The 24,958-nt window shown below is 72.6% G+C and carries 24 protein-coding genes and 1 pseudogene; 14 read left to right on the forward strand and 11 right to left on the reverse strand.

Annotated features, from left to right (window positions below; translation table 11 throughout):
• Positions 1–70: 70 nt before the first annotated feature.
• Together ACFY30_RS24695 and ACFY30_RS24700 are read left to right on the forward strand one after the other, a co-directional pair.
• Positions 71–1,414 carry a M1 family metallopeptidase gene (locus ACFY30_RS24695; protein ID WP_390847301.1) on the forward strand — a complete coding sequence of 448 codons (1,344 nt, stop codon included), beginning with the start codon at positions 71–73 and terminating at the stop codon, positions 1,412–1,414.
• Positions 1,415–1,427: 13 nt separating this feature from the next.
• A complete protein-coding gene (locus tag ACFY30_RS24700) occupies positions 1,428–1,838 on the forward strand; it encodes a YchJ family protein (RefSeq protein WP_390847302.1) in 411 nt (136 codons plus the stop codon).
• Between the two features lie 14 nt (positions 1,839–1,852).
• On the opposite strand, the gene ACFY30_RS24705 is transcribed toward ACFY30_RS24700, so the two are convergent.
• Positions 1,853–2,554, reverse strand: coding sequence for a FadR/GntR family transcriptional regulator (locus ACFY30_RS24705; protein WP_390847303.1), 702 nt, complete (start codon positions 2,552–2,554; stop codon positions 1,853–1,855).
• 144 nt (positions 2,555–2,698) lie between these two features.
• Here ACFY30_RS24705 and ACFY30_RS24710 point away from each other — a divergent pair, with 144 nt between their 5' ends.
• Positions 2,699–3,259, forward strand: coding sequence for a gluconokinase (locus ACFY30_RS24710; RefSeq protein WP_390847304.1), 561 nt, complete (start codon positions 2,699–2,701; stop codon positions 3,257–3,259).
• The gene (locus tag ACFY30_RS24715) at positions 3,256–4,653 is read left to right on the forward strand and encodes a gluconate:H+ symporter (RefSeq protein WP_390847305.1); all 1,398 of its coding nucleotides are present in this window, start codon (positions 3,256–3,258) and stop codon (positions 4,651–4,653) included. The genes ACFY30_RS24710 and ACFY30_RS24715 overlap by 4 nt, the downstream gene beginning before the upstream one ends.
• A gap of 63 nt (positions 4,654–4,716) precedes the next feature.
• Here the strand turns inward: ACFY30_RS24715 and ACFY30_RS24720 are convergent, their stop codons facing one another.
• From ACFY30_RS24720 to ACFY30_RS24730, 3 genes are all read right to left on the reverse strand, one after another.
• Positions 4,717–5,337: a cytochrome b/b6 domain-containing protein gene (locus ACFY30_RS24720; protein WP_390847306.1), complete on the reverse strand. Its 621-nt coding sequence runs from the start codon at positions 5,335–5,337 to the stop codon at positions 4,717–4,719.
• Entirely contained in the window at positions 5,321–6,046 is a 726-nt protein-coding gene (locus ACFY30_RS24725) for a molybdopterin-dependent oxidoreductase (RefSeq protein WP_390847307.1), read from the reverse strand. The genes ACFY30_RS24720 and ACFY30_RS24725 overlap by 17 nt, the downstream gene beginning before the upstream one ends.
• Positions 6,047–6,136: 90 nt before the next feature.
• Complete coding sequence (locus tag ACFY30_RS24730) at positions 6,137–7,087, reverse strand: hypothetical protein (RefSeq protein WP_390847308.1); 951 nt, start codon at positions 7,085–7,087, stop codon at positions 6,137–6,139.
• 447 nt (positions 7,088–7,534) lie between these two features.
• Here ACFY30_RS24730 and ACFY30_RS24735 point away from each other — a divergent pair, with 447 nt between their 5' ends.
• Together ACFY30_RS24735 and ACFY30_RS24740 are read left to right on the forward strand one after the other, a co-directional pair.
• Positions 7,535–8,428 (forward strand): DMT family transporter, encoded by an 894-nt coding sequence (locus ACFY30_RS24735; protein ID WP_390847309.1) that lies wholly within the window; start codon positions 7,535–7,537, stop codon positions 8,426–8,428.
• A 55-nt stretch (positions 8,429–8,483) separates the two neighbouring features.
• A complete protein-coding gene (locus ACFY30_RS24740) occupies positions 8,484–9,008 on the forward strand; it encodes an NUDIX domain-containing protein (protein WP_390847310.1) in 525 nt (174 codons plus the stop codon).
• Here ACFY30_RS24740 and ACFY30_RS24745 read toward each other — a convergent pair.
• Positions 8,974–9,684 (reverse strand): hypothetical protein, encoded by a 711-nt coding sequence (locus ACFY30_RS24745; protein ID WP_390847311.1) that lies wholly within the window; start codon positions 9,682–9,684, stop codon positions 8,974–8,976. The two genes, ACFY30_RS24740 and ACFY30_RS24745, sit on opposite strands and share 35 nt — an antisense overlap.
• A 65-nt stretch (positions 9,685–9,749) precedes the next feature.
• On the opposite strand from ACFY30_RS24745, the gene ACFY30_RS24750 reads away from it, so the two are divergent.
• Positions 9,750–10,142, forward strand: coding sequence for a YidH family protein (locus tag ACFY30_RS24750; RefSeq protein WP_390847312.1), 393 nt, complete (start codon positions 9,750–9,752; stop codon positions 10,140–10,142).
• Positions 10,139–10,456 (forward strand): DUF202 domain-containing protein, encoded by a 318-nt coding sequence (locus ACFY30_RS24755; protein ID WP_390847313.1) that lies wholly within the window; start codon positions 10,139–10,141, stop codon positions 10,454–10,456. The genes ACFY30_RS24750 and ACFY30_RS24755 overlap by 4 nt, the downstream gene beginning before the upstream one ends.
• Before the next feature lie 40 nt (positions 10,457–10,496).
• Here the strand turns inward: ACFY30_RS24755 and ACFY30_RS24760 are convergent, their stop codons facing one another.
• Positions 10,497–11,447, reverse strand: a complete 951-nt coding sequence (locus ACFY30_RS24760; RefSeq protein WP_390847314.1) for an NADP-dependent oxidoreductase — start codon at positions 11,445–11,447, stop codon at positions 10,497–10,499.
• A 254-nt stretch (positions 11,448–11,701) separates the two neighbouring features.
• Here ACFY30_RS24760 and ACFY30_RS24765 point away from each other — a divergent pair, with 254 nt between their 5' ends.
• Together ACFY30_RS24765 and ACFY30_RS24770 are read left to right on the forward strand one after the other, a co-directional pair.
• Entirely contained in the window at positions 11,702–12,733 is a 1,032-nt protein-coding gene (locus ACFY30_RS24765; protein WP_390847315.1) for a phosphotransferase family protein, read from the forward strand.
• Between the two features lie 5 nt (positions 12,734–12,738).
• A complete protein-coding gene (locus ACFY30_RS24770; protein ID WP_390847316.1) occupies positions 12,739–13,953 on the forward strand; it encodes an acyl-CoA dehydrogenase family protein in 1,215 nt (404 codons plus the stop codon).
• Positions 13,954–14,056: 103 nt separating this feature from the next.
• Here ACFY30_RS24770 and ACFY30_RS24775 read toward each other — a convergent pair whose 3' ends face one another.
• Genes ACFY30_RS24775 through ACFY30_RS24785 form a run of 3 tightly spaced genes read right to left on the reverse strand, consistent with a single transcriptional unit; the run spans position 14,057 to position 17,132 of the window.
• On the reverse strand, positions 14,057–14,650 hold the full coding sequence (locus ACFY30_RS24775) for a TetR/AcrR family transcriptional regulator (RefSeq protein WP_390660935.1): 594 nt from the start codon (positions 14,648–14,650) through the stop codon (positions 14,057–14,059).
• A gap of 47 nt (positions 14,651–14,697) precedes the next feature.
• Entirely contained in the window at positions 14,698–16,386 is a 1,689-nt protein-coding gene (locus tag ACFY30_RS24780) for a class I adenylate-forming enzyme family protein (protein WP_390847317.1), read from the reverse strand.
• The gene (locus ACFY30_RS24785; protein WP_390847319.1) at positions 16,368–17,132 is read right to left on the reverse strand and encodes an SDR family oxidoreductase; all 765 of its coding nucleotides are present in this window, start codon (positions 17,130–17,132) and stop codon (positions 16,368–16,370) included. Before ACFY30_RS24785 ends, ACFY30_RS24780 begins: the two co-directional genes overlap by 19 nt.
• A gap of 177 nt (positions 17,133–17,309) precedes the next feature.
• Between ACFY30_RS24785 and ACFY30_RS24790 the strand changes: the two genes are divergently transcribed.
• Entirely contained in the window at positions 17,310–18,680 is a 1,371-nt protein-coding gene (locus tag ACFY30_RS24790; protein WP_390847320.1) for a serine-threonine protein kinase, read from the forward strand.
• Here ACFY30_RS24790 and ACFY30_RS24795 read toward each other — a convergent pair.
• Positions 18,669–21,455, reverse strand: coding sequence for a penicillin acylase family protein (locus tag ACFY30_RS24795; protein ID WP_390847321.1), 2,787 nt, complete (start codon positions 21,453–21,455; stop codon positions 18,669–18,671). The genes ACFY30_RS24790 and ACFY30_RS24795 overlap by 12 nt on opposite strands.
• A gap of 210 nt (positions 21,456–21,665) precedes the next feature.
• Between ACFY30_RS24795 and ACFY30_RS24800 the strand changes: the two genes are divergently transcribed.
• From ACFY30_RS24800 to ACFY30_RS24810, 3 genes and pseudogenes are all read left to right on the forward strand, one after another.
• Positions 21,666–22,268, forward strand: coding sequence for a hypothetical protein (locus ACFY30_RS24800; protein WP_390847322.1), 603 nt, complete (start codon positions 21,666–21,668; stop codon positions 22,266–22,268).
• 137 nt (positions 22,269–22,405) lie between these two features.
• Positions 22,406–23,151 (forward strand): annotated as a pseudogene (locus ACFY30_RS24805) (3-keto-5-aminohexanoate cleavage protein).
• Between the two features lie 76 nt (positions 23,152–23,227).
• A complete protein-coding gene (locus tag ACFY30_RS24810; RefSeq protein WP_390847323.1) occupies positions 23,228–24,295 on the forward strand; it encodes an RNA ligase (ATP) in 1,068 nt (355 codons plus the stop codon).
• A 167-nt stretch (positions 24,296–24,462) separates the two neighbouring features.
• On the opposite strand, the gene soxR is transcribed toward ACFY30_RS24810, so the two are convergent.
• On the reverse strand, positions 24,463–24,927 hold the full coding sequence (gene soxR / locus ACFY30_RS24815) for a redox-sensitive transcriptional activator SoxR (RefSeq protein ID WP_390847324.1): 465 nt from the start codon (positions 24,925–24,927) through the stop codon (positions 24,463–24,465).
• Between the last annotated feature and the right edge of the window lie 31 nt (positions 24,928–24,958).

Below are 24,958 nucleotides of genomic sequence, written 5' to 3' on the forward strand. Positions count from 1 at the left end.
GGGCCACTCGGTGACCGCGGGCGGTGCAGCGACGGGTGGTTCGAGTACGGCGCAGGGAACGGACGGGGAAGTGGCAGTGCAGCAGTCGGTGGGTCCGGACCCGTATTTCCCGGGCAACGGCGATCCCCGTTACCGGGTGCATCGCTACGAACTCACGCTGGACTACCGTCCCGGCCCGAACCGGCTGTCGGGGACGGCCCGGATCAACGCGATCGCGGGACGCGCGGCGCTGACCGAATTCCAGTTGAACCTGGCCGACTTCAGGATCGGGCGGATCCGGGTGGACGGCCGGCAGCCGCACTACACGCACCGGGGCGGCAAGCTGCGCGTCCGGCCCGCCAAGGCCGTGCGGGCGGGGGCGGCGTTCACGGTGGAGGTGCACTGGTCGGGCAATCCCAAGCCGGTGTCCTCCCCCTGGGGCGGGCTCGGCTGGGAGGAGCTGGCGGACGGCGCGCTGGTGGCGAGCCAGCCGGTGGGGGCGCCCTCGTGGTACCCCTGCAACGACCGTCCCGCCGACAAGGCGTCGTACCTGCTCTCGGTCACCACGCCGTCGGCGTACGCGGTGGTGGCGGGCGGACGGCTGCTGACCCGTACGACGAAGGCGTCGACGACGACCTGGGTGTACGAGCAGTCGGCGCCGACGTCGAGCTATCTGGTCGGGTTGTCGGTCGGCAAGTACCAGACGGTGCTGCTGGGCGATCCGGGGCTCGGCGGGGTGCCGATGCACGGGCACATACCCGCGCACCTGCTGCCGGAGTTCTCGCGTGACTTCGCCCGGCAGCCGGGGATGATGGACCTGTTCCAACAGCTCTTCGGGCCCTACCCGTTCGACGAGTACGCGGTCGTGGTCACCGAGGAGGAGCTCGATGTCCCCGTCGAGGCCCAGGGGTTGTCGCTGTTCGGCGCCAACCATGTGGACGGGGCCCGGGGTTCGGAGCGGCTGGTGGCACACGAGCTGGCCCACCAGTGGTTCGGCAACAGCGTGTCCATCGCCGACTGGCGGCACATCTGGCTCAACGAGGGGTTCGCGAAGTACGCGGAGTGGCTGTGGTCGGAGCGGTCGGGCGGCCGCAGCGCCCAGCAACTCGCCGCCGCCGCACACCGGTTGCTCTCCTCCCTGCCGCAGGATCTGAAGCTCGCCGACCCGGGCCGCAAGTCGATGTTCGACGACCGGCTGTACGAGCGCGGCGGGCTCGCCGTGCACGCGGTGCGCTGCGCCCTCGGCGACGACGCGTTCTTCCGGATGCTGCGCGGCTGGCTCGGTCTGCACCGGGGCGGCGCGGTGACGACGTCCATGTTCGCCGTCCACGCGGCGCGGTTCACGCCCGAGCCGCTCGACGAGCTGTTCGAGGCGTGGGTGTACGGGACGGCGCTGCCGCCGCTGCCGATGGCCGAGACGCGTGCGAGCGCCTAGCACAATGGCCGTCATGACGACGCGTTCCTGCCCGTGCGGGCTGCCCCGGGCGTTCGAGGCCTGCTGCGGCCGCTACCTCTCCCCGTCCGGGACGAGCTCGACCGGGGGGACCGCCGGCGGTCCCGCCGGCCCCCCGACCGCCGAGGCCCTGATGCGTTCGCGCTACACCGCCTTCGTGAGGGGCGACGCGGCACATCTGATGCGGACCTGGCACCCGCGGACCCGGCCGGCGCGGCTGGAGCTCGATCCGGGGACGCGGTGGACGGGGCTGGAGATCCTCGGCACGAAGGACGGGTCCGCCTTCCACACGACGGGCACCGTGGAGTTCCGCGCGTCCTTCCGGGGCGGCTCGCTGCACGAGAACAGCCGGTTCGAGCGGGTGGACGGGGCGTGGGTGTACGTGGACGGGGACTTCCTGGACTGACCCGACCGGCCGGTCTACGGCGCCAGGACGTCCAGTTCCTGGAGGGCGCCGGCCGTGATCTCGCGGGTGAGGTGTTCGGCGCGCGGGGCGTCGCCCTCGCGGACGGCCTCGGCGAGCTGGACGTGGAGGGTGACGGCGGCCGGGTCGGGGTCCTCGAACATGACCTCGTGATGGGTGCGGCCGGTCAGGACCTCGGCCACGACGTCGCCGAGGCGGGCGAACATCTCGTTGCCGGAGGCCGTGAGGATCACGCGGTGGAAGGCGACGTCGTGCAGGAGGTAGCCCTCCAGTTGGTGGCCGCGTGAGTGGGCCACCATGCCGAGCGCGCACTCGGTCAGCTCGGCGCACTGCGCGGCCGTGGCGTTGCGGGCCGCCAGGCCCGCCGCGACCGGCTCGACGGCCGAGCGCAGGACGGTGAGCGAGCGCAGCTGGTGCGGGCGGTCGGCGCCGGCCAGGCGCCAGCGGATGACCTGGGGGTCGTAGACGTTCCACTCGGCCTTGGGGCGGACCGTCACGCCCACGCGGCGGCGGGACTCGACCAGGTGCATGGATTCCAGGACACGGACCGCCTCGCGCATCACGGAGCGTGAAACGTCGAAGCGCTGGGCCAGTTCGTCGGTCCGCAGCACACTGCCCGGCGGGTAGTCGCCCGCGGTGATGGCGGGGCCCAGGGTGTCCAGTACTCGGCCGTGCAGACCCCGGCCCGGAGTGGTCATGCACACAGAGTACGTGGTGGATCACAGCCTCAAAAAGTCAGATTTATTTGTCACAGGCTCTTGAATTAGTCGTACCTAATCGGTTTCAGTGTCGGTCGACATCAGGTGTCGTCGTCGGACGGCTCGGAAGACAGCGAGGCAGAGATGCACACCCCCCACGTCGTCGCGGTGATGGGCGTCGCCGGCACGGGCAAGACCACGATCGGTCCGCTGCTCGCCGCCCGGCTGGGCGTTCCCTACGCCGAGGGCGACGACTTCCACCCGTCGGCCAACATCGCCAAGATGTCGGCCGGCACCCCGCTCGACGACGCGGACAGGTGGCCGTGGCTGGACGCCATCGGGGCCTGGGCGCGGGAGCGGGAGGGGCTGGGCGGGGTGGTGAGCTGTTCGGCGCTGAAGCGCTCGTACCGGGACCGGCTCCGCGCCTCGGCCCCGGGGATCGTGTTCGTGCACCTCGCGGGCGACCGTGCGCTGATCGAGGACCGGATGGCGCGTCGGCGGGGTCACTTCATGCCGACCGCGCTGCTCGACTCCCAGTTCGCCACGCTGCAGCCGATCCAGCCGGACGAGGCGGGGGTCGTCGTCGACGTCTCCGGCACGCCCGAGGAGATCACCGGGCGGGCCGCGCAGGCACTCGCCGGGCTGTCCGACACCCGTCGTCAGTACCCCTCTCCCCCTCCCCATCACCGCAAGGGACCACCGTGACCAGACTCAGCGTCGAGATGCTGGCAGCGGACACCGCCGAGCCCATCACCTCGGCCGGCCACGCTCAGCTGGGCATCGCCGTACTGGCGGGCATCGCCGTCATCGTCCTGCTCATCACCCGGTTCAAGCTGCACGCCTTCCTGGCGCTGACCGTCGGCTCGCTGGCGCTCGGCGCGTTCGCCGGGGCGCCGCTGGACAAGGTCATCACCAGTTTCACGACCGGGCTCGGCGCCACGGTGGCGAGTGTGGGCGTGCTGATCGCGCTCGGCGCGATCCTCGGCCGGATGCTCGCGGACTCCGGCGGCGCCGACCAGATCGTCGACACGATCCTCGCCAGGGCGGGCGGGCGTTCGATGCCGTGGGCGATGGTGCTCATCGCCTCGGTGATCGGGCTGCCGCTGTTCTTCGAGGTCGGGGTCGTGCTGCTGATCCCCGTCGTGCTGATGGTGGCGAAGCGGGGCAACTACTCGCTCATGCGGATCGGCATACCGGCGCTGGCCGGTCTGTCCGTGATGCACGGGCTGGTGCCTCCGCATCCCGGGCCGCTGGTCGCGATCGACGCGGTCGGCGCCGACCTGGGCGTCACGCTGGCGCTCGGTGTGCTCGTCGCCGTCCCGACGGTCGTCATCGCGGGACCGGTGTTCTCCCGGTTCGCGGCCCGGTGGGTGGACGTCCCGGCGCCCGACCGCATGATCCCCCAGCGGCCCTCGGCGGAGCTGGAGAACCGCCCCGGCTTCGGTGCCACGCTGGCCACGATCCTCCTGCCCGTCGTGCTGATGCTGTCCAAGGCACTGGTCGACATCGTCGTGGACGACCCGACGCACACCGTGCAGCGTGTCTTCGACGTCCTCGGTTCCCCGCTGATCGCGCTGCTCGCGGCCGTCCTGGTGGGCATCTTCACGCTGGGCCGGCCGGCCGGGTTCACGAAGGAGCGGATATCGGGGCTGGTCGAGAAGGGCCTCGCGCCCATCGCGGGCATCCTGCTGATCGTCGGCGCGGGCGGCGGCTTCAAGCAGACGCTGATCGACTGCGGGGTGGGCCGGATGGTCCTGGAGATCTCCGAGGACTGGTCGATCCCGGCGCTGCTGCTGGCCTGGCTGATCGCGGTGGCGATCCGGCTGGCGACGGGTTCGGCGACGGTGGCGACGGTCTCGGCGGCGGGTCTGGTCGCCCCGCTGGCCGCCGACATGTCGGCCACCCACGCGGCCCTGCTCGTGCTGGCCATCGGCGCCGGCTCGCTGTTCTTCAGCCACGTCAACGACGCCGGCTTCTGGCTGGTCAAGGAGTACTTCGGCCTCAGCGTCGGCCAGAACCTCAAGACCTGGTCGGTCATGGAGACCCTGATCTCCGTGGTCGCCGGCGGCCTGGTCCTGCTGCTCTCCCTGATCCTGTGACTACCCCACCGGCCGTCCCCCGGGCCCCGAACCGGATCTCCGGGCGGGCCCGGGCCGGCCGGGTCAGTGGGGCCACAGAGGGTGTTCCCGGTCTGCCCAGTCGCGGCTCACCGAGCCGGTGCGCATGCCGCGGCGGGCCTCAGGGTCGCCGAGGGCCATGCCGATGTGGCCGGCGAGGACGACGCCGATGGTCAGGGCCAGCCAGTCGTGGACGAAGGTCGCGCTGGTGCGCCACATGATCGGGGTGAGATGGGTGAACCACATGATCAGGCCGGTGCCGAGCATCACCAGCGTCGCCCCGGCGATCCAGGCCGCGTAGATCTTCTGCCCGGCGTTGAACTTCGCCGCCGGACGGGACGCGCGCCGCTTGTCCCGGCGCAGGGCGGCGCGCAGCCAGCGGCGGTCGTGCGGGCCGAAGCGGTTGAGGTGACCGAGGTCGGCGCGGAACGCGCGGGAGGCGAGGCCCGCCAGGACGGGGAGGGGCAGGAGCACGCCCGCGATCTCGTGGACGCGGACCACCAGCTCGCGGCGGCCGACGAGCTGCGCGAGCTCGGGGACGTAGAGGAAGGACGCCGTCACCACGCAGACGCCCATCAGGGCGGCCGTGGTGCGGTGGATCCAGCGTTCCGCGCGGGTGAAGCGGGGGATCCTGGTCACGGGGGGTGCCTCAGCTCGTAGGCTCATCGTCCCGCCCGTTCGAACGGCCGACCCAGGCGTCGACGTCGTAGCCCCGGTCCTCCCAGTATCCGGGCTCCACGTCCTCGGTGACGGTGATGCCGGAGAGCCACTTGGCGGACTTGTAGAAGTACATGGGGGCGACGTACAGGCGGACCGGGCCGCCGTGGTCGTGGCCGAGGTCCTTGTCCTGCATGCGCAGGGCGACCAGGACGTCGGCGCGGCGGGCCTGGTCGAGGGTGAGGCTCTCGGTGTAGGTGCCGTCGAAGCAGGTGAAGCGGACGGCGCCGGCCTCGGCCCGGACGCCGGAGGCGTCGAGCAGGGTGGAGAGCCGTACGCCCTCGAAGGGGGTGTCGGGGACCCGCCAGCCGGTGACGCACTGGACGTCCTTGACCATGCGGGTCTGCGGCATGGCCCTGAGCCGGGCCAGGGTGTAGGTGGCGGGGCGGTCGACCAGGCCGTCGACGGTGAGACGGTAGTCCGTGGCGTCCTTGTGCGGGACGGAGGAGGCCACGGAGTAGTAGCGGAAGCCGCCCCCGTTGGGGAGCAGGCCGGTCAGACCGGTGGGGTCCTTGTCGGCGGCGTTGCCGAGGAAGGTCTCCAGGCCGCGCTGGAGCGGGGGCGCGGCGACGACCCCCAGGGCGCCGAGAGCGAGGGTGCCGAGGAAGACGCGGCGGCCGACGGGGGTGCCGCGTTCCTCGGGTGCTTCGGGATTCACGGGTCCATTCGAACACCCGCCGGCCGGGCCGGGCCAGGTTTCCCGGCAGCCGTCAGACTTCCGTCATCACTTCTCTTCCGTCATCACTGCTCACCCGGCTCCCAGCCCGAGGGCGGCGGCGCGGGCCGCGCGGAAGGCCCGGCCGGGGTCGCGGTCCGGGTAGGACCACGGCTCGGGGGTGAGGTGGTCGCCGATGCGCTGGAACAGGGCGGCCGCCTCGGCGCCCCGGCCCTCGCAGACCTTGGCGTGGGCGAGGAAGTTCAGGTCGACCAGCCGGCGGGGGTGGCCGTCGTGCTCCCACTCCAGCCACCAGTCGAAGGCGGCCTTCATCACGTCCCGGGCCCGGGCGTCCCGCCAGTGCCCGCAGGCGGCCGGGTCGGCGGGCGCGAAGCCGTGAGCGGCCAGGACGCGGTAGCGCTCGGCGTGCGCGACCACCGGGAGGATGGCCAGCGGGGAGTCCGCGGGTGCCTGCTCGGCGGCCCAGGCGGCGAAGTCGTAGACCTCGTGCAGCGGGTCGGGGCCGGTGGCCGCGCGGCGCTCGGCGAGCCGGGCGACCATCAGATGGTGCGCGTGGTGGTGGTCGCGGTGGCGGGCCCGGATCTCCTCGAAGATCCGGACGGCCTCCGCGCCGCCGTCGCGTTCCAGCAGGAGCAGGCCCAGCCAGGGGGTGGGGTCGGCGGGCGCGAGCGCGGCGGCGTCCCGGCAGGCCCGGCGGGCGACGGCCGGGTTCTCCTTGCCGCGCAGGGCGCGGCGCACCCGGGCGAGGGCGTGCAGGACGTGTCCGTCGGCGCAGCCGGGTTCGGCGAGCAGCCAGTCGCGGGCCCAGGCGGCGGCGTACGGTTCGAGGGCGAGGACGGCGACGCGGTGCGCGCGGCGGTCCCAGTCGTCGCCCGTGCGGGCGAGCAGGGAGCGGGCGGCCTGCCAGCGGCCCTGGGACAACGCGGCTCGGGCGGCACCCAGTTCGGTGTCGTCGAGAGCCGGGTCGGGGGTCCGTGCGGCGGCACGTCCGCGGCCGCGGCGGGAGCGTGGGAGTAGGGGCACCGCGGGACTTCCTCATCCTCCTCGGCGGCGGCTCTGGCATCGGCCCGCGATCGGCCGATCACGCACAGCAAATCCCCAGCCAACGCCCCCGTCAAGGGCCGGGGGAATGTGACAGGCGTCAAGTTCCTTGAGGAAAGCGGAACTTGGCATGTCCTCCCGCTGGTGGGGCGTCCTGTGGGCGGACCGCGGCCGCCGTGATGTGGCGTACGCCATGGCGCGGCCGGGCGGCAGCCCACACCATGGCCATACGGTCCCCGCGCCCTCGGGCCCTGTCCGTCGGGTGCCGCTGACCGAGTCAACCGCCCGGTTTCCGGGTAGCCCGGGCGCATCCGGGTACTCCCGGAAGCAGATTTCCGGGCGCTCCCGGGGCAGCCAGGGCGCCGGGAAGCTACAGTCGGCCACTACGCACCCCGTCCGTGGTCCGACCGGATGATCGAGGTACGCAGCGTGTCGGTTCTGGTTCTTGTTCTCGCCGTGAGCGCCGCCTGCTGCCTGGGCTTCGGGTTCGTGCTCCAGCAGAACGCGGCCCAGAAGGCACCGCTCGGCGACTTCCTCTCGCCCCGGCTGCTGCTGGACCTGATCAAGGTGCCGCGCTGGCTGGGCGGTATCGCCCTGATGGTGGCCGGCATGGTGCTGGGCGCGATCGCCCTCGGGCAGGGCGAGATCTCCCTGGTGGAACCGCTGCTCGCCACGAACCTGCTCTTCGCCCTCGCGCTGTCGCGGCACCAGACCAAGCAGCCGCTGGGCCGCCAGGGCTGGGCGGGCCTCGTGCTGCTCGCGGGCGGCGTCAGCGCCTTCATCGTGGCGGGTGAGCCGCGCGGCGGCAGCGCGGTCGGCGACCCGCTGCGCCACTGGCTGATCATCGGTGTGATGGTCGGCCTGGCCCTGCTGCTCACCACCTACGCCAAGCGCTCGCGGCTCAGCTCGGGCCCGGTCCTGCTCTCCCTCGCGGCCGGTCTGCTCTACGGCGTCCAGGACGCCCTGACCAGGGTGAGCGGCCAGCGTTTCGCCGCGGGCGGTCTCGGGGAACTGCTGACCGGCTGGCAGCCGTACGCGGTGCTCGCCCTCGGCGTCAGCGGTCTGGTGCTGGTGCAGAGCGCCTTCGAGACGGCGCCGCTGCGCATGTCGCTGCCCGCGCTGACCGCGGCCCAGCCGCTCGCCGGCATCATCTGCGGGGTGGGCTTCCTCGGCGACCAGCTGCGTACCGACACCGGCGCGCTGGCCTGGGAGGCCGCGGGTCTCGCGGCGGTCGTCGCGGGCATCGTGCTCCTCGGGCTGCATCCGGCGATGCCCCGGGGCGTGGCGCCGCGGGAGCAGGTGCCGAGCCTGCAGCCGCAGTAGCCGCGGCCCGGGTCCGGTCCGTCTCCGCCGTGGGCGCGCCTGCTTGGATGGCCCCATGAGCGCTGCTGACGAGATCCTCGACATCGTCGACGAGAACGACCAGGTCGTCGGACAGGCCCCGCGCGGGCGGGCGTATGCCGAGGGGCTGCGCCACCGCTGCGTGTTCGTCCAGGCCAGGGACGCCGAGGGCCGGATCTTCGTGCATCGCCGTACCCCGGCCAAGCTGGTCTTCCCTTCCCTGTACGACATGTTCGTCGGCGGGGTGGTCGGCGCGGGCGAGGCCTACGACGAGGCGGCCCTGCGCGAGGCCGAGGAGGAGCTGGGGGTGAGCGGGCTGCCCCGCCCGGAGTTCCTCTTCAAGTTCCTCTACGACGGCGGCGCCGGCGGGAGCTGGTGGTCGGCCGTGTACGAGGTCCGCTGCGATCTGCCGGTCAGTCCGCAGGTGGAGGAGGTGGCCTGGCACGACTTCCTGCCCGAGGAGGAGGTCGAGCGGCGCCTGTCCGCGTGGGAGTGGGTGCCGGACGGGCTGGCGGCCTACGAGCGGCTCAGGGAGCACCGGGGGACGGGCTCGGCAGGCTGAGCCGGCCGGGCAGGGACTGGTGTACGGGTGACCGCGCCGCGCTTCCGCCGCTGAGCGGGGTGCTGCCGGGGGCGTCCCACGACGGGCTCTCCCAGAGGGGATGCGTGCGCAGCCGCTCCGCCGCGCCGGGCGCCGCCTCCGGGTCCAGGCCCACGGCGACGAGCGCGGCCGCCAGCCTCTCCAGGGCCTGCTGGACGGGCGTGTCCGCGTCGCCGTGGGCGGGGAGCAGCAGGAGCAGCCGCTGGTCGGGGTCGCGCACGCCCTCGCCGTCGGGCGGTGCCGCGTCGGCCACGGCGAGCAGGTCGGGCCAGGACAGGCCGGGGCCGGTGCAGTGTCCGTCGATCGACGCCAGGCGCTGGACGCCCGGCAGCCGGGGATCGGTGCGCAGGTAGTCGACTCCGGGGTCGCCCGGGAGGTTGCGGTGCACGATCCACACCTGGCCGAGCGGGAGCGGTATCCGGTACGCGGGCCACACCCGCGTGGTGTCATGGAGCGCCTCCAGGGCCGCGTCCACGTCCGCCGCGTCCGCGCCGAACGGCTCGGGGTCGTACGCGAAGTCGCCCCAGAACGCGCCGAGGTGGGCCGGCCAGAATCCGGGCAGTCCGAGGTGGTGCTCGGCGGGAACGATGCCGTGTCCGGGCATCGCGTACCCGGCCAGTGCCGTGGGGACCTCCATCCCCGCAACCGTAGCGGGCAGCACCGACAACGCCGGTCCGGCGGGCGCCGGGTAGGGTCCTGCGGGTGATCGAGTTCGTACGGAACGTCCGGTTGTGGTTCGCGCCCGAGCAGGTGCGGGAGGAGGGCAGCACGCCGGACTACCGGTTCTCGCTGGCCAACGAGCGCACCTTCCTGGCCTGGCTGCGCACCGCGCTCGCGCTGATCGGCGGGGGGTTCGCGGTGGACCAGTTCCTGCCGGACCTGCGCTGGGGCTGGCGGGTCGGTCTCGCGCTGGCGCTGCTCGCGGCGGGTGTGCTGTGCTCGCTGCGTGCGGTGAACCACTGGATGCGCTGCGAGCGGGCGATGCGCCGGGGCGAGGATCTGCCCACGTCCCGTTTCCCGGCGCTGCTGAGCGTGGTGGTCGCGCTGGTGGCGGTGGCGATGGTCGTGGTGGTGCTGGCCGGGTGGGCCGGATGAGCGGCGCACCGGACCGGGATCCCGGGCTGCAGCCGGAACGGACCCGGCTGGCCTGGCGTCGTACGACCCTGTCGGGCACCGTCGCCACCGTGCTCGCCGTGAAGACCGCGCTGCACGGCGGCCCGACGGCCGCCGGGATCATCGCCTGCGCCCTGTGCTGCGCGCTGTGGCTGGCCTTCCTCCGCCTCGCCCACCTCCGGATCCGCACCCTGACGACGGCCCCGGCCCCGACGCCCCTCACCCCGCGCCAGGCCACGGCCGCGGTCCTGTGCGCCCTGGCCACGGCCATGTGCGCAGCGGCCCTGGTGCTCTGACCCCGCCCACCGTCCGCCCGGCACCGCGGGCGCCGTCCGGCTAGGTCGGCGGGTTCTCCGTTTCCCAGTCGACCGTCATCACGATCTTGCCGCGGGTGCGGCCCTCCTGGTTGAGGCGGTAGGCGTCGGCGGCGCGGTCCAGGGGGAACGTCTCGGAGACGTGGACGGAGACCACGCCCTGTTCGGCCAGTTCCGCCAGCCGGGTGAGGTCGTCGGCGTCGGGGCGCACGAAGGAGTAGCGGCCGCCGTAGCCGACGACGTCCGGGTCGGCGATCGACACCAGGCGGCCCTCCGGGGCCAGCAGCTGGGCGGAGACCTTCAGCGTCTCGCCGCCGACGGTGTCGAAGACCGCGTCGACGCCTTCGGGGGCCAGCCCGCGCACCCGTTCGGCGAGCCCTTCGCCGTAGGTCACCGGTTCGCCGCCCAGCGAGCGGACGAAGTCGTGGTTGGCCTCGCTCGCCGTACCGATCACCCGCGCGCCGATGTGCCGGGCGAACTGCACGGCGATCGAGCCGACGCCGCCCGCGGCCGCGTGCACGAGCAGCGTCTCGCCCCGCTTGGCCCGCAGTGCCTTGGTGAGCACCTGGTAGGCGGTGAGGCCGACCAGCGGCAGCCCGGCGGCCTCCTCCCAGGTGAGGTTGCGGGGCTTGCGGGCGAGGGTGCGCACGGGGGCGGCGACGTACTCGGCGAAGGTGCCGCGCGAGAGGAAGTCCTCGCGGACGTATCCGATGACCTCGTCGCCGACGGCGTACTCGGCGACGGCCACGCCGGGCTGGACGACGACCCCCGAGACGTCCCAGCCCGGGATCACGGGGAAGACGGCGTCGAAGATGCCGTCGAGATAGCCCTCGCGGGCCTTCCAGTCGACGGGGTTGACGGCCGCCGCCCGGACCTTGACCAGCACCGAGTCGGGCCCGACCTTGGGGTCGCGCACCTCGCCGAACTCGAGCACGTCGGGACCGCCGTAGCGGCTGTAGCTGATCGCCTTCATGGCCACGACCCTCCGGCGTGCGCGAACGCCACGCAACCCGGATGCCCGCGGATGCGCCGTCCTCGTGGGAGTCTGTCCGGCGGACGCCGTCACGGCGCGACCGGAAATCGCATGCCCCGGCTCCTCCCGCTTCTCCCCCGGACGGCCCTCGTCCTAGGGTGGGCCCGATCACGTTCGGTGCGACCACTGGACTACATACCGACCGGTCGGCATGATAGGACGAGTCTCGTTCACCCGTCCGTAGGAGCGACTTCATGAGCCCCGACCACCCGCCCGGACTCGACCTCGACCGGCTGCGCGCCCTCCTGGAACGCGAGCGCCCCGGTCTGGTCTCCGGCCCCCTCACCGGCCGGCTCATCGAAGGCGGCCGGTCGAACCTCACGTACGAGGTCGGGGACGGCACCGGCAAGTGGGTCGTACGGCGTCCCCCGCTCGGCCATGTGCTGGCCACCGCGCACGACATGAAGCGAGAACACCGGGTGATCAGCGCGCTGCACCCGACGGAGGTACCGGTGCCGCGTCCGGTGCTGCTGTGCGAGGACCCCGAGAACGGGGCGGCGCCCGGGGCGCCCTTCTACGTCATGGACTTCGTCGAGGGCACCCCCTACCGCACGGCCGCCGAACTCGCCCCGCTCGGCGAGGAGCGCACCCGGGGTGCGGTGCTGTCACTGGTGGACACCCTGGTCGAACTGCACGCGGTGGACCCGGCCGAGGTGGGGCTGGCCGACTTCGGGCGTCCCGAGGGCTTCCTGGACCGCCAGCTGCGCCGCTGGGGCAAGCAGCTGGACGCCTCCCGCAGCCGCGACCTGGCGGGGATCGACGAGCTGCACGCGGCGCTCGGCCGCGCGCTGCCCGGCTCCCCGGCGCCCGCGGTCGTGCACGGCGACTACCGCCTGGACAACGTCCTGATCGGCGACGACGACCGCATCAAGGCGATCCTCGACTGGGAGATGTCCACGCTCGGCGACCCGCTGACCGACCTGGGCCTGCTGGTGATGTACAGCGTGCCGCTGGAGGTGCCGCACTCGCCCGTCTCCACCACCGCCTCCGCCCCCGGCCACCCCTCCCCCGCCGAGCTGGTCGAGCGGTACGCGGCGCGCTCGGGGCGCGACGTCTCGGACGTCTCCTGGTACACGGCGTTCGCCTGGTTCAAGCTCGCCGTGATCCTGGAGGGCATCCACTACCGCTACACGCTGGGCCAGACGGTCGGGCGCGGCTTCGACCGGATCGGCGAGCTCGTCCCCGTCTTCATCGCCCACGGACTGACCACTCTCCAGGAAGGCTGACGGCCATGGACTTCGCGTTCGACGCGCGCACCGAGGAACTGCGCGCCAAGCTGCTCGCCTTCATGGACGAGCACGTGTACCCGGCCGAGGCGGTCGCGGAGGAGCAGCGGGCCGCGCTGGCGTCCCCGTGGGACACCCCGGCCGTGGTGGAGGAGCTGAAGGCGGAGGCGCGCAGGCAGGGCCTGTGGAACCTCTTCCTCCCCGACGCCGAGTACGGCGCCGGCCTCACCAACCTCCAGTACGCGCCCCTCGCCGAGATCACCGGCCGCTCCCCGCAGCTGGCGCCGACGGCCCTGAACTGCGCCGCGCCCGACACCGGGAACATGGAGGTGCTCGCCCAGTTCGGCGACGAGCGGCAGCGCAAGCAGTGGCTGGAGCCGCTGCTGGCCGGTGAGATCCGCTCGGCGTTCGCGATGACCGAGCCGGAGGTGGCCTCCTCCGACGCCACCAACATCACCACGCACATCGAGCGGGACGGCGACGAGTACGTCATCACGGGCCGCAAGTGGTACATCTCCGGCGCGATGAACCCGGACTGCGCCATCTTCATCGTGATGGGCAAGACGGACCCGGACGGCGACGACATCCGCCGCCAGCAGTCCATGGTGCTCGTGCCGCGCGACACCCCGGGCGTCACGGTCACGCGCGCGATGAAGGTCTTCGGCTACGAGGACCACTACCACGGCGGCCACGCCGAGGTGGTCTTCGACCACGCGCGGGTGCCGGTGACGAACCTGATCGGCGAGGAGGGCGGCGGCTTCGCCATCGCCCAGGCCCGGCTCGGTCCCGGCCGCATCCACCACTGCATGCGGCTGATCGGCATGGCGGAGCGGGCGATCGAGCTGATGTGCCGCCGGGCCGTCTCCCGCACCGCCTTCGGCGGCCCGCTGGCGCGGCAGGGCGTGGTCCACAACTGGATCGCGGACGCGCGCGTGACGGTCGAGCAGCTGCGGCTGCTGGTGCTGAAGACGGCCTGGATGATGGACACCGTCGGCAACCGGGGTGCCCACACGGAGATCCAGGCCATCAAGATCGCGACGCCGCGCGCGGTCGTCGACATCATCGACCGCGCGATCCAGCTGCACGGCGCGGGCGGGGTGAGCCAGGACTTCCCGCTGGCCGAGCTGTACGCCGGTGCGCGCACGCTGATGATCGCGGACGGGCCGGACGAGGTGCACCAGCGGTCGCTGGCGCGGCGGGAGCTGAAGAAGTACCTGTGACCCCGCAGGGGGCGGCGGGGGCGGCCGGGGGGGTCCGCCCCCACCGCCCCCGCCCGTCCCGTCGCTGCCCGGGCGCGCCTCTCGGCCGGCCGGGGGCGGCGCCTTACGGCCGCAGGGCGCGCAGCAGCAGGTCCGCCAGGTGGTCCGCGACCTCCTGCGGGCTCATCGGGCCGTCGGGGCGGTACCAGGTCGACAGGTGGTGCACGGACCCGAAGTGGTAGTCCACGACCAGGTCGGCCGGTGTCGCCGTGGAGAAGACGCCGGCCTCCTGGCCCTCCTCGACGAGCGCGCGGAAGCGTTCGTGGTAGCGCCGGCGCTCGGCGCGGACCTGCTTGTTCTTCTCGGGGCTCAGATGGTGCATCGAGCGGAAGAAGATCATCGCGTCGTCGAGGTTCTCGATCGTCGTGACGACGACGTCCGCCGCCGCGCCCCGCAGCCGCTTCTCGATCGGCTCGTCGGCGTTGGCGAAGGCGTCCAGGCGCTCCTGCTGGACGCGCAGCACGCGCGCGTACACCTCGTGCAGCAGGTCGTCCTTGGATCCGAAGTAGTGGTACAGCGCTCCCTTGGTGACGCCGGCCGCCTCGACGATCTCCTGGACGGAGGTGCGGTCGTAGCCCTGCTCGGCGAAGAGCCGGGTGGCGGCGGCAAGGAGCCGTTGCGGAACAGGGGCCTCTCCGCCGTCCGTCGTCCTGGGCACTGCCGCCACCCGCCTTCCTTGTCGTTCCTCGCCTTGCCGGCGTGGCCTCACTGGCCGTCGTGCGCGCGGGAACGCAGTTCCCGACGGAGGATCTTCCCACTTGCCGTCTTCGGCAGGTCGGGCAGGATCTCCACCTGACGCGGATACTTGTAGGCCGCCAGTCTGTCCTTGCAGTAGGCGGTGAGCGTATCGGCATCCGCGGCCGCGCCGGGACGCAGGCTGATGTACGCCTTGACGGTCTCCCCGCGGTAGCCGTCGGGGATCCCGACGACGGCCGCCTCCCGCACCGCCGGATGGGTGTACAGGACGTCCTCCACCTCGCGCGGCCACACCTTGAAGCCGGAGGCGTTGATCATGTCCTTCTTGCGGTCGACGACGTAGAGCCAGCCCCGCTCGTCCATGAACCCGATGTCGCCGGTGCGCAGTTCGCCGTCCGGGAAGGTCACGGCGGTCGCGTCGGGCCGCCGCCAGTAGCCGGGGACCACCTGCGGCCCCCGTACGACGATCTCGCCCTGCTCCCCGAAGGGCACCTCCGCACCCTGGTCGTCGACGATCCGTACGACCGTGTCGGCCCCGGGCACGCCCACGGCGAGCGTGCCGGAGGCCGGGTCGACCGGTGCCTCGTGCTGGGGCGGGACGGTGGCGCAGGGGGCGGTGCACTCGGTGAGCCCGTAGCCGTTGCGGATGTACGGCCCGAAGCCCGCGCGGAACTTCTCCACCAGGGCGGGCGGCACGGGGGCGCCGCCCGAGGAGATGTTCACGAAGGAGGAGAAGTGCTCCCGGGTCGCGGCCGGGTGGGCGGCCAGCGCCATGAAGGCCGTGGACGGGCCGACGGTGTAGTGCGGCCGGTGCTCGGCGAACGCGTCCAGCACCACACCCGCCTCGAAGCGGTACGTCAGCACCAGCGTGCCCGCGCTGTTCAGGCAGGCGCCGAGCTGGCAGACCATGCCGGTGATGTGGAACAGGGGTGCGAGGGCGTAGTAGACCGGCGCGTCGGGCAGGTGCAGGCCGACGCGCTGCCGCTCGGCGTTGGTCATGATGTTGCGGTGTGTGTTCGTCGCGCCCTTGGGGGTGCCGCTGGTGCCCGAGGTGTAGCTGATCAGGGCGATGTCGGCGGGGGTGAGGCCGCGGCCCTCGGGTGCCTGGTGGCCGGCCCGGGCGGCGGCGGTGAGGTCGTCGGCGTCGGGCGGCTGCGGAAGCCGCTCGAAGGTCAGCACGCGCGCGTCCCCGCGGGTCTGGAAGTCCAGCTCGCACGCGGTGAGCACGATCCGCACCGGCGAGTCGGCCGCCGTGTCCCGCAGATACGACTCCCAGGCCCGGTCGGAGCAGACCAGCGCGGCCGCCTCGGCGTCCCGCAGGACGTGGGTGACCTCCCCCGACTTGTACATGGGGTTGACCGGGACGACGGTCGCGCCCGCCTTCCAGGCGCCGAGCAGGGCGAGGACGAAGTGCGGGGAGTTCTGCAGCAGGACGGCCACCCGGTCGCCGCGCTCCAGGCCGCGGGCGGCGAGGTGGCCGGCGACGGAGTCGCTGAGCTCGTCCACCTCGCGGTAGCTGAGCCGCCCGTCGAAGTAGGCGAGGGCGGTGCGGTCGGGGGCCTCGGCGGCGGACCGGCGCAGGGCGTGCACCAGGGAGTCGTCCGGCGCGACCGGGGCGCGCTGGGCGTCGTCCAGGAGGTCCAGCCAGGGCCTGGCCGCGTAACGGGAGGCGGGCGGGGTCACTCGGCGGCCTCCCATTTCTGCTGGATGTGGTTCATGGTGGCCAGCCAGCGGTCCGGCTCGCCGGCGCGCACCTGGTAGTAACCGGCGACCTCGGGGTGCGGCAGGATCAGGAAACGGTCCTCCGCGATCCCCTTGAACAGGGCGTCCGCGACGTCCTGCGGCTCGATCGCGGTCGGCTTGAGCACCAGGTCGCCCGCGCTGCCGGTGGCGTCCAGCATGTCGGTGCGGACGCCCTGGGGGCAGATGGCGTGGACCTTGATCCCGCGGTGGCGGTAGGTGAGCGACAGCCACTCGGCGAAGGCGTAGGCGCCGTGCTTGGTGACGCTGTAGGGCGCGGCGCCGATCATGGTGAGCAGTCCGGCGGCGGAGACGGTGGAGACGAACCGGCCGCTGCCGCGCTCCAGCCAGTCCGGGAGCAGGGCGTGGGCCGCGCGGACGTGGGCCATCACGTTGACGTCCCAGGCCCGCGCCCAGACGGCCTCGTCGGCCGCTTCCGAGCCGCCGGAGGCGACTCCGGCGTTGGCGCAGTAGACGTCGACGGTGCCGCCGAGTGCCTCCCGGGCCTGCTCGATGACCGCCGAGGCGTCGCCGGGGACCGCGATCCCGCCGATCTCGTCGGCGACGGTCCGGGCACGGCCGGCGTCCAGGTCGTTGACGACGACCCGGGCCCCTTCGGCGGCGAACCCGCGGGCCAGCGCGGCCCCGATCCCGCCTCCCGCTCCGGTGACGACCACTCCGGCATCCTGCACGGTTCCCACCATCGGTCTCCTTCGACGCGCGCGAATCGGCTCAAGAGACAGACTAACCGGTCGGTATGTTGAGGGAAAGTGCCGCCCCAGGAGCGTACGTGTGCGACGCGGCGTGACGTATGGCCAAGTTCACCGGTTAGCAGGACGATGCGCCCCACATCGCACCGCTTCGGGGGACAGGAGCCTGCCATGGCACAGCCGACGATGAGCGTGAGTCCGTACTGGGAGCTGACCTTCGACGCGGACGGCGACGTCGACGCGGCACAGCGGGACCGGCTGCTGGCCGGGGCGAAGCGGCACGGGATCCGTGATCTGATCGTCTTCTCGCACGGCTGGAACAACGACCGCTCCGGCGCCCACCGCCTCTACAGCCGCTTCTTCGAGCCGATCCCCCGCCTGGCCCCGGCCGCGGCCAGGATCGGGTACGCGGGCGTGGTGTGGCCGTCGATGCGGTTCTCGGACGAGCCGATCCCCGACTTCCCGCGGTCCGTCGCGGCGGAGACGTCCCGGCGTCCGGCGCTCGACGAGGACACCAGGCACGCCCTGCTGGAGACGTTCCCGGGCCGGGCCACGGTGGTCGACCAGATCGCGCGGATGCTGGAGCAGCGGCCGCCGGAGGAGAGCGAGCTGGAGGAGTTCGGGCGGCTGGTGCGGCTGCTGGTGGACGCGGTGCCGCCGGGTCCGCAGGCGCTGTTCGCGGCGGACACGCTGGCGGAGGGTGTGCCGCAGGACGAGCCAAGGATGTTCGCCGGTCCGGCCGCGGAGGTCTGCGGGGAGTTCGCTGCGGCGCTGGCGCGGCTCGAATGCGGTGATGAGCAGCGGGAGTTCGGCATCCCCAACCCGTGGGACGGGGCGCACGAGCTGCTGCGGCAGGCGACGTACTACGCGATGAAGCGGCGCGCGGGGACGGTCGGCGAGCGCGGTCTCGGGCCGCTGATCGGGCGGTTGGCGCGTGCGGTGCCCGGGGTGCGGGTGCATCTGGTGGGGCACAGCTTCGGCGGGCGGCTGGTGTCGTTCGCGCTGCGCGGGCTGCCCGACGGGGTGCGCACCGTGAAGTCGGTGACCCTGCTCCAAGGGGCCTTCTCGCACTACGCGTTCGCCGCCCGGCTGCCGCACGACCCGCGTGCGGGGGGCGTGCTGCAGGGGCAGCAGAACCGGATCGACGGACCGCTGGTGTGCTGTTACTCGCGGCACGACTCGGCGCTGAGCACGATGTACCCGCTGGCCTCCCGGATGGCGCGGGACGCGCAGGGGGTGCTCCCCGAGCCCGGGGCCGCCGTGCTGAGCGTCGGGGGCGTGCTGGGCACCAAGTGGGGGGCCATGGGGCACGACGGGGTGCAGTCGGTGCCGGGCACGCGCGGGTACGGCCTCGCCGAGGCGCTGGCCGGGGAACTGCCGGTGTCGGGGTGTGTGAACGTGGACGTGGCCGAGGTGGTCCGACGGGGCGGGGCGCCGGCCGGGGCGCACAGTGACATCGTGCACCCCGAACTGGCGCGGGTGGTGCTGGCGGCGGGCCGTATCGCCCAGGACGGCCCGCCGCCGCGGGACCTACCGGTGTGAGGTGAACTCGACCACCTGCTGGAAGGTGGGCCGGTTCTGCCAGCTGATGTTGTAGTGCTTGATGCCGCCCAGGGTGCGCTGGACGATCGAGTCGGCGCACCACTGGTTGCCCGCCGAGCACAGGTCGTCACCCGGGTAGACCTGGGCCGCGGTCTTGCCGGCCGCCGTCTTCAGGGTGCTGATCAGGACGTCCCGGCAGCCGCTGAGGGTGCCGCCGCCGCAGTACTTCTGCGGCAGGGCGCCCCGCACCGACTCCCCGAGCACGGCCCGGATGTCCTTGTCGACATAGCTCCACCAGCCGTACTGGAAGGAGCTCCCGGCGTGCGCCCCGGTCGGGCCGTGGGCGGCCGAGGGGGCTTCGTCGACCGGCAGGTTGGCGGTGAACGCGGTGTACAGGCCGGTACCGAGCCCCGGTTCGAACTCCGCCTTCACCAGCAGGGGCCACCAGGCGTCGAGGATGCGGATCGCGTCGGCGTCGGCGTACGTCTTGGAACCGGCCGAGGTCTCCGTGCGCTTGCCGCCGGCCGTGAGCCAGGTCTGCAGTTTGCTCACGGCGGCCGCCGCCGTGGAGTCGGTGACCGTGGAGCTGTTGATCACCTTCAGCAGGTCCGGCAGGACGTCCTCGGCACGCAGGTCCGCGAGCGCCGCGTCCGCCATCGCCTTCACCAGCGACGCGCGCGTGACGCCGCCGGCCGCGACCAGTTTCCTCACCCGGTCCTCGAGGAGGTTGCCGCGGTGGACGGAGCCGTCGCCCCAGGAGGCGGTGGTGTAGTCCAGGGCCTGTTTGTTGTTCCAGGAGATGTAGTAGTCCTGGTCGATGGAGTTGGGGTGCTCCGAGGCCGGCGTGTAGGCGGCCGTGTTGGTGGCCGGCACCCAGTTCTTCCACTCGTACGCCGCCTGCGCCCACACCGGGAACTCGGAGTCGACGCCGGTCGCGCGCACCGGGTTGTCCCCGCTGTTGTAGTACGCGGTGTGCGTGGAGTCCGCGTAGAACCAGTTGAAGGTGTAGTTGATGTGCTGCACCGCGCTCTGGAAGGTCTGCGGGCTCTTGACGTAGTCCGGGTCGTTCAGCATCTGGAAGCCGATGATGGAGTCGGCCTCGTGCATGAACGACGAGCGCAGGGTGGTGTAGGCGACCTTCTTGCCGCCGACGGTCGCGCGGTACTCCACGGGGCCGTACTTCGTGCGGTACACGCGCATGGTGTAGGAGCCGGCCGCGGTGCCGTCGGCGGTGGTCGGCTTCCAGGAGTTCTTCTGCTCGACCACGTCCATGGCCGTGCAGGTGCCGCGGTAGAGGTAGTGGTAGTCGTCCTGGCACAGTTCGACCGCGTAGGTGTCGATGATGTCCTGGCCGGAGGTCGTGGCGCTCCACGCGTAGTCCTGGCCGCGGCCCAGTTCGACGTACATGCTCAGGCCCGCGAAGGAGGCGCCGCGGGCGCTGATGCCCGGGCCCTGGATCTCCTGGAGCATGAGCAGCTGCGGGGCGAAGTAGCCGGTCTGCGGGCCGAAGACGGCGATGGGGTGGCCGCCGGCGGTGGCCTTGCCGCTGACGACGAGGGCGTTGGACATGCCGCGCCTGGCCGAGCTGAGGGCGGTCGCGGTGGCGGCCTCGGCGGCGGCGGAGGCGCTCTGGTCGCCGCCGGTGCCGGTGGCGTCGTAGACCAGCGGCTGGGTGCTGACCGATCCGGAGTCCGGCAGCGCCTGGCCCTGCGCGGTGTCGGGCTTGGCGCCGTACGGGAAGCTCTCGCCGTTGTGGACGGTGAGGACGGCCTCGGGGTCGTTGCGCTCGCGGAACGCCTCCCAGGCCTTGGTGCCCTCCGTGACGCCGTACTTCTCCTGCGCGGCGAGCAGCGAGATGGCGTTGTTGACCTCGCCCCCGCCGCCGGAGCCGAAGAGCGCGCCGATCACCGAGGCGAGCGCCACCAGGTCGGTGATCTTGAAGTGGTCGATGGTGCCGGCGTTGGTGATTGAGTCCTTGTGGCCGGTCAGGACGTACTCACCGGGGAAGTAGCGGCCGCTGTCGGAGGCGTCGATGTACGCGTTGACGCCGGCGAGGTAGGCGTTCGCGTCGGCGAGTGCCTGCTGACCGCGGGCGCCGTTGGCGGCTACGGCGTTGTCGATCTGGGCCTGGAGGTCTGCCTCGGTGTACGGAGCGTTGCGCCAGAACTGCTGCTCGAGACCCTGGTTGGAGGGGTCGCCGCCGGCGAAGGCGGTGAGCTGGCCGCGGCCGACATGGCGGAAGACGTCCATCAGCCACAGCCGGTCCTGGGCGGCGGCATACCCGGCGCCGAACTCGGTGCCGTATCTGGTGGTACCGGTGATGTGCGGAACGCCCGTCTTCTTGTCGCGGACGATCGTCACGTCGCTGCGGCCCGCGGGATTCGTGGTGGAGGCGACTTGATCGGAGGCGACACCGAACGACGCGTCGTTGAAGAAGGTGTTGATCGTGGCGTTGGTGAGGGTGGGATAGCCCTTGGCCAGGTTGGCGTAGGGGCCGAGCTGGTCCTCGGCATGGTCGGGCTGGGTGCCGAAGGCCTGGTTGAGCAGGATCTGCGCGAGGGTGGCGTTGCCGTTCTCGCCGGGCGGCAGGATGTCGGAACACTGCCCACCGCAGTAGTCGTTCGCCGCCGTGGCCTCGGCCGCCGACGCGGTCCGGGCAAGTGGCGACAAAAGACCTGCGACAAGGGCGCATACGGAAGCGGTCTTCAGGAACCCGGGGAATCTGCCGGGAGTTCTCAGTCTGTCGAGAGTGAAGCGGGGGGTTCGCCGTGGCATGGGCTGCTCCTAGCGACGGGGGAGTCGGCGGAAGGTTACCGGCGGTATCCCCGGGATTGAAGATGAACATGCGTCAAGTTTTCGGCGGGTGGCGGCCACTGGAAAACGAAGGGAGCCGAATCGCATGTCGATACGTCTATTCGACGACGTCCGTACGACGACGCCGAAGTGACCGAAGTACAGGTGCAGATGTGACGGAGGTGCAAGGCGATGGCCGGTTTCCGGAGTCTGGCGAGACAGGTACGAGACGCCCGGTGCGATCTGGCACTGCGGCGCTACTCGCTCCGCAAGTGCCTTGAGCGGTTCGCCCCCTACGGGCACAGGGCGACCTGGGACCACCTGTGTTCCCGGGCCGGGTTCGGACCCGAGGACCGCTCCCCCGACCCAGCGCGGCTCGTGGCCGCGCTGGACGAGCTGGAGGAGGCGCGCGCGGTGTGGCTGGCCTACGAGGTCGAGTTCGCCGAGCGGCGCAAGAAGGAGAAGCACGACGGGCTGCGCAGGCCGGGCAGTGTCGACGACTGGCACCGGCTGACCTGGGGCGGCTTCGGCGTCGCGTGGTGCGACGACCCGCGGGTCCACCCCCGTGAACCGCTGGCCGAGGTGCTGCGCCGGCTGATCAGCGCGCTGGAGCGCGAACCGGGCTGCTCCTGCCCGGTCTGCGGCGGCGAACGGCTGCGGTGGAAGTACGACCTGGACCACGAACCGTCGACGGGTCCCGTCTGTTCGGACTGCGGCATCCTCGTGCCGCGGCCCGTGCTGACACCCGAGGCACTGGCGTACGCCCGGCGCGGACGGCTGCTGATGTCCGCCTGACGTCCCTCTCATCGATGTCCCACTCATCGATGTCCCTCCGAGAGCACGGCGGGGGTGCGCCGGGGATGCCGCACCCCCCGTTTCCGCCGGCTCCGGCCCACACGGGCGTCGTCCGTGGCGACCGGCACCATCGAGTCATGGCGCAGGTGTGTCTCGACGGGCGCCGCGAGGGCGCCGACGGCATGTGCGTACCCCTGTCGCCCGAGGCGCTCGCCGAGTCGGCGGCCGAGGCCGTCGCGGCGGGGGGGCCACGGAGGTCCATGTCCATCCCCGGACGCCGTGCGGACGGGAGAGTCTGTCCCCGCGCGTCGTCGCGGTGGTCGTCCACGCCCTGCGACGGCGGGTGTCGGTTCCGGTCGGCGTGACCGCGGGCGCCTGGGCCGAGCCGGATCCCGTGGCGCGGATGTCCCGGGTGGGCGGGTGGTCCGTGCTGCCCGACTTCGCCTCCGTCAACGGGCACGAGCCGGGCGCGCAGGAGGTCGCCGAGCAGCTGATCGCCCTCGGCGCGGGCGTGGAGGCAGGCATCCGGTCCGGGACCGACGGTGCCGCCCGGTTCGCCGGGTCCCCCTCGGCGCCGAAGGTGCCGCGGGTGCTCGCGCAGGTGACGGATCCGGACCCGGAGACCGCCGAGGCGTCGGCGCGGGCCCTGCCGGCCGAGCTGGGTGACGCGCACGGCCGGCCCGTGCTGCTGCACGGCGAGGAGGGCGGGGCGTGGCCGGTGCTGCGGCTCGCGGGGAGGCCGGGCCTGGCGACCCGCGTGGACCTGGAGGACACCCTGGTCCTGCCGGACGGTCAACGGGCCCGCTCCAACGCCGAGTTGGCGGTGGCGGCGTTGCGCGCACACGGGCGCGCCGCCGAAGGGCGTGACGTTACCAGCCGCTAATCGGCTCGCTCCAGCCCTTTCCCCTGTGGAGAGTTGAGGGTGATGAAACCGAACTGAGGCATCGAAGGAGCCCCACATGTCGACGCTGCGCGTCACCGCCGAAGTGCTGACCGTGCACGAGCATCCCAACGCCGACGCCCTCGAGCTGGCCCAGGTCGGCCTGTACCGGGCCGTCGTCGCCAAGGGCGCGTACCGCACCGGCGAGGCCGCCCTCTACATCCCCGAGCAGGCGGTGCTCCCCGTCGAGCTGGTCGAGGAGCTGGGACTCACCGGGCGGCTGGCGGGCAGCAGGTCCGACCGGGTCAAGGCGGTGCGGCTGCGGGGCGAGCTGTCCCAGGGGATCGTGTGCCGGCCCAAGGCGCTGGCGGACGTCGACCTGGTGCGGGCGGCGGCGGAGGGAACCGACTTCGCGGAGCGGCTCGGCATCGTGAAGTGGGTGCCGCCGATCCCGCCGACCATGAGCGGGGACGTCGAGGCGGCGGAGGATCTGCTGCCCTGGGTCGACATCGAGAACATCCAGCGCCACCCGGACATCTTCGAGCCCGGCGAGCCGGTGGTCCTGACGGAGAAGCTGCACGGTTCGGCGTGCCTGCTGACGTATGTGGCCGGCGAGGGGCGGGTGTACGTGTCCTCGAAGGGCTTCGGTGCGAAGTCGCTGGCGCTGGTGGAGGATCCGCGGAACCTGTACTGGCGGGCCGTGCGCGGTCACGGCGTCGCCGAGGTCGCGGCCCGCCTCGCCGAGCGGCTGGGCGCGCGCCGGGTCGGGGTCTTCGGGGAGGTGTACGGCGCGGGTGTGCAGGACCTGACGTACGGCGCGGACGGGCGGCGCGACACGCTCGGGTACGCGGTGTTCGACGTGTCCGCCGAGATCGACGGCACCGTGCGGTGGCTGGACGCGGCCGAAGTCCTCGGCGAGGAGCTGCCGTTGGTGCCCCGGCTGTACGAGGGGCCGTACGACAGCGATCGGGTGCTGGAGATCGCGTCCGGGCGGGAGACGGTGTCCGGGCGGGAGCTGCATCTGCGGGAGGGTGTGGTGATCCGGCCGGCGGTCGAGCGGTACAGCCCGGTGACGGGAGGCCGGGCCATCGCCAAGGCGGTGAGCGGGGCGTATCTGACGCGCAAGGGCGGGACGGAGTACGAGTAGGGCGCCCGGGGAGGGGCGGGGCGGAGGACGCGGCCCGGCGTCGGCGGGGTGCCGCCGCGCCCACCCGTGCCGCCCCAGCGGCACGACTGCCCGCGGCTCACCCGACCGGCCACGACCGACCCGCAGCCGTCCGGCGTCCCGCGTCCGTGTCACCGTCCTCGCCGGCGTCAGCCCTTTCTCCTCTCCGCCAGCAGCCGCGAGCCCGTCAGGCGTTCGCCGAAGACGTCGTCGGGGTTGGACAGGACGCAGGTGTCCAGGGAGAGGCAGCCGCAGCCGATGCAGTCGGTGAGGTGGTCGCGGAGGCGGTTGAGCTGCTGGATGCGCCGGTCCAGTTCCGCCCGCCAGGTCTCGGAGAGACGGGCCCAGTCCTCCCGGGTGGGGGTGCGTTCCTCGGGGAGGGCGGCGAGGGCGTCACGGATCGTCGCCAGGGGAATGCCGACCCGCTGGGCGGCGCGCACGAAGGCGACCCGGCGGAGCGTGTCGCGGTGGTAGCGGCGCTGGTTGCCCGCGGTGCGGCGGCTGGTGATCAGGCCCTTGGACTCGTAGAAGTGCAGGGCCGAGACGGCGGCGCCGCTGCGGGCGGAGAGCTGGCCGACCGTGAGCTCGTGGATCTTCTCGGGAATCTGGGGCACCCCTCGAACCCTACCCATCGTTGACACGGGC

The organism is Streptomyces sp. NPDC000345 (genome assembly GCF_042898825.1).
In the GTDB taxonomy this organism is placed as follows: Bacteria; Actinomycetota; Actinomycetes; order Streptomycetales; family Streptomycetaceae; genus Streptomyces.